2 protein-coding genes are annotated in these 11,863 nt (G+C 67.6%); both read left to right on the top strand.

Annotated elements, in window-relative coordinates; all coding sequences use genetic code 11:
* Positions 1 to 235: 235 nt before the first annotated feature.
* Positions 236 to 5,665 carry a choice-of-anchor I domain-containing protein gene (locus tag KUG43_RS08730; protein WP_502988596.1) on the top strand — a complete coding sequence of 1,810 codons (5,430 nt, stop codon included), beginning with the start codon at positions 236 to 238 and terminating at the stop codon, positions 5,663 to 5,665.
* A 123-nt stretch (positions 5,666 to 5,788) separates the two neighbouring features.
* A partial coding sequence (locus tag KUG43_RS08735) for an ExeM/NucH family extracellular endonuclease (RefSeq protein ID WP_216908157.1) occupies positions 5,789 to 11,863 on the top strand: 6,075 nt, incomplete at its 3' end.

The following is an 11,863-nucleotide window of genomic DNA, read 5'->3' on the forward strand; positions in this document are numbered from 1 at the left end:
GCTTGGCAGCGACGGTGTTTCTGCCCACCTGGATGGTGGACCCCCTCCTGGTCACTCCCAGCCGTCGGTCGCCTGGGTGCTCCGATTCATGTCCACCACCACCCACGTCGCCCTGAATACGTCGACAGGTGACGGGGCCGTGGATCACCCCCCACCTCTTCAACACCTATTTGCCCGGGCTTAACCTGGCATGAGGGCATAGCTGTCAGATTTAAGGTGAATGCAGCTTATTTAAATGGCTCTCACCTTTTCCGCACTGGATCCTTTTATCCAGGCGTCAAATGGCGTGATCTCACTGGCAGATCTTGGGGCCAATGCTGAAATCTCTGCTTACAACCCAACCACGGGGTATCTCTATACCGTAGGCGGTGGATCCGGGGCCATTGTTGTTTCCGACCTGCGCAATCCCGCCAGTCCCCTGGCTGTTGCAAGGGCCACATCCACTGGGAATGGTGAGACGCTTCAGAGCGCTGCCGTGTTCGGCAATCTGCTCGCCATTGCGGTGCAGAACGCGGTCAAGACCGACCCCGGCTTCGTGCAGTTCTACGAACTGAGCAATCCGGCCCTGCCTGTTCACATCAGCACCGTGACCGTGGGCGCGCTGCCCGACATGGTCAAGTTCAGCAGCGACGGCCGCAAGCTGTTGGTGACCAACGAAGGGGAGCCGAATTCCCTGTACACCATTGATCCCGTCGGATCGATCTCCCTGATCAACACCAGCGGCTATCTGGCGAGCACGCCCGTGGCTCCCGCCGCCGCCGATGTCCAGACCGTGGGCTTTGACGCCTGGGAAAACCGCCGCGCCGAGCTGATTAACCGTGGCATCCGCATCGGAGAGCGCCTCGGTGTCACCACCACGGTGGGCCAGGACATCGAACCCGAGGCCATCGCCTTCAGTGCCGATGGCAACACTGCCTGGATCACCCTGCAGGAGAACAACGCCATCGCCGTTGTCGACCTGACCGGTGCCGCCCCGGTGATCAGCACCATCTTCTCCGCTGGCATCAAGGATTGGTCCCGCGGCGTTGCCAGCGCCGAGAATTTCACCTACGAGCTGGAGTATGCCGCCGGCGCCGACAACCTGCCCGCTGGTGTGCTGGCCGGCGGTCTGTCCGGTCTGTTCTTCGCCGGCAAGGAGACGGTCAATGGCACGGAGTTGGATGTTTACTACTCCATCACCGATCGCGGTCCCAATGGCGCTCTGATCGCTGGTCAGCGTCAGTTCCTGGATCCCGACTTCCAGCCCAGCATCTACAAGCTGGGCATGAATCGCGCCAGCGGCGCCATCACCGAGCTCGGCCGCCTTGGCCTCAACCGCCCCGACGGCACCCCCCTCACCGGCCTGCCCCAGCTGGCGATCAAGGATGACGTGCCGATCACTGCCGCCAACGCCCCGCTCAGCTACGACCCGTTCGGCATCGACTCGGAAACCGTCTCGCGCTTCAGCCTCACCATCGGCGGCAACAGCCGCCAGGTGTTCGCCGTCGGCGATGAGTACCGCGGCCAGATCTCGATTTTTGATGCGCTCAGCGGCAACCTGATCCAGCGCTACATTCCCGCCGGCCAGAAGGCCCAGCTTGCGGCCCAGCACAACGTGGGCGGCGCCACCCCGATCGGCGCCGAAACGATCGACAGCCTGCCGGCCATCTACGGCAACCGCTGGAGCAACCGGGGCATCGAGGGCATGGCCTTCAACCCCAACGACGGCCTGCTCTATGCCTTCATGCAGAGCCCCCTGGATGTGGATGCCAACGGGGACGGCATCACCGAAGGTCGCAGCCGCTCGGAACTCACTCGCATCCTGGCCATCGAACCGGCCACTGGTGCCCCGGTGAAGGAGCACCTCTACCTGCTAAGCGGTCGCGACGGCCAGGACAAGATCGGCGATGTCGCCTTCGACGCCGCCCGTGGCGTGTTCCTGGTGATGGAGCGCGACAGCAGCCGCAGCCTCACCGGCTTCAAGCATGTGTTTGAGGTGGATCTGCGTGGTGCCACCGACACCCTGCCCCTCACCACCGCCGCCAACCAGGCCACTGACGGCTGGCTGGGCGCGATCGGGCAGGTCAGCCCCGAGTTGCTCGACAACCGCCGCACTCTGGTGGACCACGACAGCAACCCCGCCACGCCCCAGATCTTCACCACCTCCAGTGCCGATGCCCTGGCCGACGCCGGCATCCGCCTGGCCCACAAGATCGAGCTGTTCAACCTGCCCTCCATCGGCGGCAGCCTGGCCTACGACAAGCCGGAAGGCCTCACCATCCGCGATGACGGCGCCCTGGTGATCAACTACGACAACGACTTCGGCACCGAAGGCGCCAGCGGCAATGCCTTCACCGTGGTGGGCTTCGATGGCGCCGGCTTCGACAGCTCTGACCGGGACGGCCTCTCAAACAGCAATCTGTACCGGCCGATCTCCGGCCTGCCGCTTTACAGCCTCACCATGCCGGACGGCATCGCCACCTTCACCGACGGCCAGGGACGCAGCTTCCTGCTGGCGGTGGGGGAAGGGGATTCCCGTGAATACGAACCGGACCGGGGCAACATCTTCTTCGATCTCACCCGGGCTGAAGCCAGCACCGCGGTCAACGGCACCCCCTTCCGGGACCACCCCGGTGTGGACGCGCTCAATGACGCTTTTGCCGCCGCCACCGGCATCATCCGCACCCGTCTCAACCTGCTCAACGACTACGGCGACATCACCGGCGACGGTCTGATCGACAAGCCCTTCAGCATCGGCTCCCGCTCCCTGCGCATCTATGACGCCAAGGGCAACGTGGTGTTCGATTCCAGTGCGGCCTTGGAAGACCTGGCCAACAGCCTCGGCCTGATGGCCTCCAACCGCGACGATGACAAGGGCACCGAGCCCGAGATGGTGGAGATCGCCACCGTCGCCGGCCGCACCTACGCCTTCGTGGCCCTGGAGCGCACCACCACCAGTGTGGCGGCGGTCTTCGATGTGAGCGATCCCTACAACGTGGTGGCGGTGGATCCGGTGGTGTTCCCCGGCGCCGAGCGCGTCGAGGGCCTCACCTTCCTGCGCAGCGCCGCCGGTGCGCCGGCGGGGGTGATCGCCAGCAGCGAAGGCAACGACAAGGTGAGCATCACCACGGCGGCACCCCTGGCGGCCGGCAGTGCCTTCAAGCTGCAGCTGTTCCACCTGGCCGATCAGGAGGGCGGCATTGCGGCCCTCGATGACGCCCCCCGCCTGTCCGGGGTGCTCAACGCCCTGCGGGCCCAGGACATCGATCTCGACGGCATCCCCGGTTTCGTCAACACGCTCACCCTTTCCAGCGGCGACGCCTGGATTCCAGGCCTCTTCTATGGGGCCTCCGCCCAGGCCTACGGCGCCGTCGGTCGCGGCGATGTGCTGATTCAGAACGCCCTGGGCGTCCAGGCGATCGCCTTCGGCAACCACGAGTTCGACCAGGGCACCGCGGTGGTGCGCGACCTGATCCGGGCCAATACCGCCGCCGGCTACCCCGGCACCGCCTTCCCCTACCTGAGCGGCAACCTCAACTTCGCCACCGACGCCAACCTGGCGGGCCTGGTGGTGCCCGCCGGCCCGGCGCCCCAGCCCAACAGCATCACCGCCAGTGTCGTTTTCGATGTGAACGGCCAGACGGTGGGTGTGGTCGGGGCCACCACCCCAACCCTGCGCACCATCTCCAGCCCGGGCAGTGTGGGCGTGGCCCCCGTCCCCTTCGGTGGCACTCCAACGGCCGCTGAGCTCGATGCCCTGGCTGCGGAGATCCAGGCCGATGTGGATGCCCTGCTGGCCGCCAACCCTGGCCTCAACAAGGTGATTCTGCTGGCCCACATGCAGCAGATCAGCATCGAGCAGGCCCTGGCCGAGCGCCTGCGGCACGTGGACATCATCGTGGCCGGCGGCTCCAACACCCGCCTGTTCGACAGCAACGATCTGACCCGCCCCGGCGACAGCGTCCAGGGCCCCTACCCGCTCGTCAAGACCGGCGCCGATGGCAAGCCGGTGGCGGTGGTGAACACCGACGGCAATTACAAGTATCTGGGCCGTCTGGTGCTCGATTTCGACAGCCAGGGGGTGATCATCCCCGCCAGCTACGACCCCACCATCAGCGGAGCGTTCCGCACCGATGCCGCGGGTGTGGCCGCCCTTAATGCCGAAGCCTTCATCGACGCCCGTGTGCAGGAGGTGGTCGACAACCTGCGCGAGGTGATCGTCGCCCAGGAATCGGAATGGTTCGGCATCAGCGAGGTGTTCCTCAACGGCAACCGCAACCCCGGTGTGCGCAGCGAGGAGACCAACCTCGGCAACCTCACGGCCGACGCCAACCTGGCCTACGCCCGCCAGATCGATCCCACCGTGGTGGTGTCGCTCAAGAACGGCGGCGGCATCCGCAACTCGATCGGCCAGTCGATCATTCCCACGGGCTCGGTGAACGGTGTCCCGGAACTGCTGCCCACCGCAGCGGTGTTCGATGCCCAGGGCAATGTCGTCAAGCCGGAGGGCGGCATCTCCCGCAACGACATCGCCAATGCCCTCAGCTTCAACAACGGCCTGTCCCTGGTCAGCGTCTCACCCGCTGAGCTGAAGGCGCTGATCGAGTACGGCATCGCTGCCGGCATCAACCAGGGCCGCTTCCCCCAGGTGGGCGGCATGGCCTTCAGCTACGACCTCAGCCGTCCGGCCGGCTCCCGGGTGGTGAACCTGGCGATCCAGGACGAAGCCGGCAACGATCTCGACATCATTGTCCGTGGTGGTGCCCTGGTGGGGGATCCCAGCCGCTCCATCCGCATGGTGACCCTGGACTTCCTGGCCAGCGGCGGCGACGGTTACCCCTTCTCCAGCCTGACCAACCCCAACCGGGTGAACATCACCGAGACCGGAGCCCCCCCCACCGGCACGGCCACCTTTGCGGCCAATGGTTCCGAGCAGGACACCCTGGCCGAGTATCTGGCGGCCAACCACTCTCCGGCCAACCCGTTCACCTCGGCCGATACTCCGGCGGCCCTCGACACCCGCCTGCAGAACCTGGCGGTTCGCAGCGACGCGGTGATTGACCCAGTCCGCCTCGGCACCGCTGGGGACGACACCACCCTGCCGGGCCTGTCCACAGTCCCCGGCTTCGATGGCCGCCTCGACACCGTGTTCACCGGCACCGGCAACGACGAAGTCGATGTGGCGATCACGGGCGGCTTCGACAACACGATCTTCACCGGATCCGGTGCCGACGTGGTGTATGCCGGCAGCCGCGATGTGATCACCGGTGGCAGCGGCAGCGACCAGATCTGGGCGATCGATGGTGGCCAGAACCGCCTCAGCGGCATGAGTGGCGAAGACGAGTTCATCATCGGCAGCACCGGCAACCGGGCTCTGGGCGGGGCCGGTGATGACATCTTCACCATCCTCGCTGGCGCCGGCACCAACTACCTCAATGGTGGTGCTGGCTCCGACCAGTTCTGGCTAGTGAGCGAGCCGGGTGACCTGCCGGCCGCCAAGCAGTATGTGATGGACTTCACCACCGGCCAGGACTTGGTGGGTCTGCGGGGGGTGGCATTCGCCGATCTCGGCTTCACCCAAGTGGGAGCCGACACGCTGCTGAGTGTGTCCGGAACAGCCGTCGGCCACTTCACCAACATCAGTGCCGCAGCGCTCAACAACCAGAGCCACTTCGCCCTGGTCTGAGTGTTTCCTGTAGGCCGATTCCCCTTCTCAGGGGATCGGCTTGCTCTGGCTTCAAGGCGAAGTCCCTGAGTTTTATCCGTAGCTTTTCCCGCCTCTTTCTTCACCAGCACCCCCATCCGGACCATGCCAGCGCTTTTCACAGGCCTCTACACCCAGAGCTTTGACGCCCTGGCGGCCTCCGGAACCGGGAACAGCTGGTCCAATGATGTGACCTTGCCGGGCTGGCACCTCTTCCGCCAGCCGGCGGCGGCACCGGTCGCCCTTGCCACCTACAACGCCGACAGTGGCTCCGGCAACTCCGGTGCCTTCGTGAGTTACGGGTCGAGCGCCAGCAGCGACCGTGCCCTGGGGGGGCTCGGTTCCGGTGGTGCCTATTTCGGGTCGCCCTCCGGCGGTTCGGTGGCCGGCTGGTTCGCCCTGGCCCTGTCGAACGCCAGCGGGTCCGCCATCGGCCGGCTGGATCTCTCCTTCAGCGGCGAGCAGTGGCGCAACGGCGGCAACGCGAGTGCCCAGACCATGGAACTGCAGTGGGGCTTCGGCGCCAGCTTCGAGCAGGTGAGCACCTGGGCCACGCCAGGCGGCGGTTTCAACTGGACCTCGCCAGTGACCGGGACCACGGCGGGCGCGGTCGATGGCAACGGCGCCGGGCGGGTGAGTGCGTTGGGCGGCAGCCTCGATCTCTCGGCCAGCCCCTGGGCGGCTGATGCCACCCTCTGGCTGCGCTGGGTGGAGACCAACGATGCCGGTAATGACCACGGGCTTGCTATCGACGATCTGAGCATTTCGCTGACTCAGATGCCTGTGCTGACTGAGGTGTCGATCCAGGCCATCGACGCGGTGGCGAGCGAATCCGGCGACGGGGCCAGTGTGCGGATCAGTCGCACCGGCTCGACGCTGGCTGCCCTGGAGGTGCCGATCAGCCTGGTCATTGGTGCGGGGCTCGCCGAGGCCAACGACCTCTCCAGCCCCCTGCCCGGTTCCGTTGTGATCCCCGCTGGGGCCAGCAGCGTGGATCTGGCGATCGAGTTTCTCGACGATGCCCTCGATGAAGGAAACGAAACCCTGGTCGTGGAGCTGACGGCTCCGACCGGTCACGCGATCGCCAGCGGAGCCGGCAGTGCGGCCATCAGCATCAGCGACAACGACCGCATCAGCCTGATCTCCGCCGTGCAGGGCAGCGGCACCACCAGCCCGCTGGTCGCCCAGAGCGTCACCCTGCGGGCCGTGGTCGTGGCCGACTTCCAGGCTTCGGCCGAGCTGGGCGGATTCTTTCTGCAGGAGGAGACGGCGGATTGGGATACCAGCGGCCTCACCTCCGAGGGGCTGTATGTGGCCTACCCGCTCACGGGCACCAACGTCGATGCGGTGATCGGTGATCGGGTGCTGCTCACCGGCACGGTGGCCGAGCGCTTCGGGCAGACGGTGATCAGCACCGTCAGTGCCCTGACGGTGGAAGCACAGGGCCGCCTCGGCGACACGCAGCGGGTCGACATTGCCGACCTCCTGGCCCAGCGCAGCAGCGCCCTCGATCTGGAGCCCTATGAGGGCATGTGGGTGCGCTTCCCGGAGACTCTCAGCGTCAACGGACTCTTCGGCCAGTTCCGCTTCGGTGAGGTGGAGCTCAGTGCCGGCGGTCTGCCGCTCCAGCCCACCAACGTGATGGCGCCGGGACCGGCGGCCTTTGCGGCCGAGCAGGCCACCGCCCGCCGCGAGCTGGTGCTCGATGACGGCAGCAACAGCGCCTACCGGCCCGCGGCTGCGGCCACCCCGGCGGCGCCCGTGCGCGACCAGCTGCTGCGCCGCGGCGACACCATCACCGATGTGGAGGGGGTGCTCGGGTTCGACTTCGGCAAGTACCGGCTGCAGCCCACGGCGCCCCTCAGCTTCGAGGCCGGCAACCCCCGTCCGCCGGCACCGGCGCCGGCCGGGGCGGGGCAGCTGCGCCTGGCCAGCTTCAACGTGCTCAACACCTTCACTACCCTCAACGCCGGCGGCGCCCTCACGGACACCGGTCTGGCCCCCCGCGGGGCCAACACGCCCGAGGAGCTGGAGCGCCAGCTCACCAAGCTCACCGCCGCGCTGGTCGGCCTCAGGGCCGATGTGATCGGCCTGATGGAGCTGGAGAACGACGCCGACGACGCCACCCTGGCCGCGATCGTGGCGCGGCTGAACGCGGCCCAGCCCGGTGGCTCAGGGCGCCTGTACAGCTTCGTGCCCACCGGCCTGATCGGCAGCGACGCCATCAAGGTGGGCCTGATCTACGACAGCCGGGCGGTGGCCCCCACCGGTCCGGCCCAGGTGCTGGACACCGCCAGTTTCACCGACCCCCTCGCCACCGGCAGTCCGCTCAACCGGCCGGCCCTGGCCCAGGGCTTCCGGGAACTGGCCAGCGGCGAAGTTCTCAATGTGGTCGTCAACCACCTCAAGTCGAAGGGCAGCGGCGGTGCCGCCGGCCTCGACCTGGATCAGCAGGATGGCCAGTCGGCCTTCAATGCCACCCGTACCGCCGCCGCCAATGAACTGGTGCGCTGGATCGGCACCGACCCCACCGGCAACGGTGACAGTGACTGGGTGGTGCTGGGCGACATCAATGCCTACGCCAAGGAGGACCCGATCCGGGTGCTGGAAGCGGCGGGCTTCCGCAACGCCCTGCCCACCTTCACGGCCGAGCCCCCCTCGAGCTACGCCTTCTTCAACCCGGTCGACATGAGCGGGGCGCTGGATCACATGCTGATCTCACCCTCCCTGGTCAGCCAGGCCGTGGCCGCCTCCGACTGGAGCATCAACGCCGCCGAGGGCGCCTTCCGCGACTACAACCTCGACACCAACAGCAACGGCAATGCGGCGTCCCGCGATTTCTTCGCGCCCGATCCCTACCGCACCTCCGACCACGACCCCCTGCTGCTGGACCTGGATCTGGGCCGGGCGCTGCCCGCCGGACTCGCCTTCTCCCACGGCGTTGCCTCCGGCGATCCCTACGCCGATTCGGTGATCCTCTGGACCCGGATCACACCGCCCGCCGGTTTCGCCGGACTGGTGGACGTGCAGTGGGAGGTGTCCCGCAGCGCCGGTTTCGAGGCCGGTTCGATCGTCGACAGCGGTGTGTTCACCACCAGCGTCGCCCGCGACTGGACCGTCAAGGTGGAGGCTGACGGCCTCAATGCCGACACCGTTTACCACTACCGCTTCCGCGCCGGAGCGGCGCAGTCGATGGTGGGGCAGACCAAGACCTTGCCGGTGGGCAGCGGCCCGGTGCGGCTGGCGGTGTTCTCCTGCGCCAACTTCACCGCCGCCGAGGAATTCCTCGCCTATGGCCGGGCCGCCGCCGTCCATGCGGTGAACCCCTACGACGCCCTGGTGCATGTGGGCGATTACATCTACGAGTACGGCCCGGGTGGCTTCGATGAGGCGGAGGACGCCGCCGGCGACCGTGGCTTCCTGCCCGAGCGCGAGATCGTCAGCCTCGACGACTACCGGCTCCGTTATGCCCAGTACCACACCGATGTCAATCTGCAGGCCCTGCGGGCGGCGGCGCCACTGATCGCCATCTGGGACGACCACGAGACCGCCAACGACAGCTGGGCCGGTGGCGCCCAGAACCACCAGAGCGCCAGCGAGGGCGACTGGATCGCCCGGCGCGACGCCGCCCTGAAGGCCTACCACGAGTGGCTGCCGATCAGGGAGCCCGGCCTGCGCCAGAGCGGGGACGGCGCCACCGCCCTCACTCCGCTCACCCAGGGCTACCGCTCCTTCGATTTCGGCGACGTGCTGGCGCTGCACATCCTCGAAACCCGTCTCACCGCCCGCGATGAGCAGCTGGAGTACCCCGATGCCGCCGCCGTGCAGGCCCGCATCGGCGCGATCCTCGCCGACCCGGCCCAGCTGGCGGCCTATGCGAGCCAGCTGGGGCTGACCCCTCCTTCCTCCCCGGGAGCGGTCCCGGGCTTTGCCGCCGCCCTGGCACCCCTGGTCACCCAGCAGCTGGTGCTGGCCACCGTGCAGCAGGCCTGGGGTGACCCCAGCCGCGACCTGCTCGGCGACACCCAGATGGCCTGGCTGCAGCAACGCATGGCCGGCTCCAGCGCCGCCTGGCAGGTGCTGGGCCAGCAGGTGCTGATGCAGTCGATGGCGGTGCCGGCGGAGCTGCTGCTGGATGCCGGCAACCCCGCCCTGCTCGACAAGTACGCCGCCCCGCTGCAGAAGCTCGCCACCGGGACCCCGTTCGATCAGCTGTCTGCGGCAGAGAAAGCCCTGTTCGCCGAAGCCGGCAAGATCCCCTACAACCTCGACGCCTGGGATGGCTACGGGGTGGAGCGGGAAACGATCCTGCAGAGCGCCCTGGCCCTGGGCAAGCGGCTGATCAGCCTGGCTGGCGACACCCACAACGCCTGGGCCGGCGTGCTGGACACGATGACCGCGGGCACCGGCCCCGCCGGCAGCCTGGCCGGCCTGGAGTTCGCCACCCCCGGGGTCACCTCGCCCGGGCTGGAGAAGTATCTCCCCGGCGCCGATGCCTACATCCGGGCGAACTACCCCGCCGTCGACGGCCTCGACGGTCTGTTCATGGGCTACATCAGCGGACTGGCCTACGCCGATGTGAACCGGCGCGGCTTCCTCGATCTCACCGTCAGCACCGATCGCGTCGACGGCGCGTTCCACCTGCTCTCCGGCACCGACCCGATCACCGCCCAGCCCGCCTGGGCCATCGAGACGGTGACCGGTTCGGCCGACTTCAAGCTGGCGCTGACATCCGAGCAGGGCGGGCCGATCCTCTGGCAACCAGGCTGGAAGGAACTGGATCTGGTCTTCGGCGCGGCGGTGGATAACGGTGGCAACGTCACCCTGCTCGATCCGGCCGCCTACGGGGCCGTGCCCGAGCAGGGCATCCAGCTCGCCAACGTGACGGTGATCGGTTCAGAGGCGCCGGACAGCGTCTACGTCGGCGTGGGCTCCCGCATCGAGGGCCGGGGCGGCAGCGACCAGTTCTTCAACAGCGACAGCCTGGGCGGCAACGTTCTGGTGGGCGGCAGGGGAGCCGACCAGTTCTTCCTGAGCCAGGCCAAGGACGTCGTCATCGGCGGCAGCCTGGTCGACCCCTCCAGGACGCCTGGCCTGGCGCCGGCCACGGCCCTGGCGGACAACGAGGCCGATCAGTTCCTGATCGACAGCTCCGTCGCCGCGGCGACAGCCGAGCCGCTGCAGATCAGGGACTTCGAAGTGGGCAAGGATCTGGCCTTGATCGATGGGATTCAGGTTCAAGGCAGCTGGGCGCAGATCAAACAAGCTTTTGCTGCTGCCGGCATCCAGGCCAATGCGGCGCCGGAGCTGGCCACGCCATCGGCCCCTCCGGGCCTCACCGTGATTCCCGGTGTCCAGGTGCTTCAGAACCTCGGGGCCTTCGGCCTGGATGCCGACGGCGACAGTCTGCGGCTGGTCGTCCTGGAGGGCCCGCCGTGGATCCGCGCCGACCACAGAACCCTCAGCATCACCGCTCCCGCCGGCTTGGGCCCCGCCGACCTGGCCAGCCTCAATCTGCGGCTGGGGTTCTTCGATGGACAGGCGGTCACCGCCTTTACGCCGACGCTGACGATCGGCGCCATTCCTCCCTCCGAACCTGGGAATCCGGTCGTTGTGGTCATCACCCCCGGGGGCGACAGCCAAGTGGTTGCCGTCAACATCACCGGTGGCACGTTCCAGGCTGATCGGCCCTTCCAGGTGGTGCCAACCATCTCCCCACTGGATCCTGAGGATCAGAGCGCCATTGATTTCGGCATCGATCTCGATCCCGGTCTGGCCCAGGCGACGGTCAGCTTCGAGCTCGCCGCCCTCACCGTTGGAGCCCCCTTCAACGACACACCAACCAGCCGCTGGACGGCCTCCTCCACCAACCCCGCCACCGGCGCGATGGCGCCGTTGACCTACGACCCACGTCAGGGCGGCGGCGCCCGTTTCTATGACCTTGACGCCGATGGTGCCGCGGAGTTTCTGCACCTCTCCTTGCGCGATGGCGGCGCTGGCGATCAGGGGGCGGCGGCGGATGGCGAGATCCTGCAGTCGATCACGGCGGGGACAGTGGATCTCAACCCCGTCTTTGATCGGGTTGATCCACTCACCCTCACGGTGGCCGACCCCAGCAAGACCGCAGCGGCCGCCAGCCTTGTGCTGCGGGCGACCCTGACGGGCCGTCCCGCCAGCTCC

This window comes from Synechococcus sp. CCY 0621 (assembly GCF_019038465.1).
Classification (GTDB): domain Bacteria; phylum Cyanobacteriota; class Cyanobacteriia; order PCC-6307; family Cyanobiaceae; genus Cyanobium.

Excerpts from the sequence above, each read along its gene's own strand:
- KUG43_RS08730 (WP_502988596.1), top strand. The coding sequence starts at position 236 with ATGGCTCTCACCTTTTCCGCACTGGATCCTTTTATCCAGGCGTCAAAT.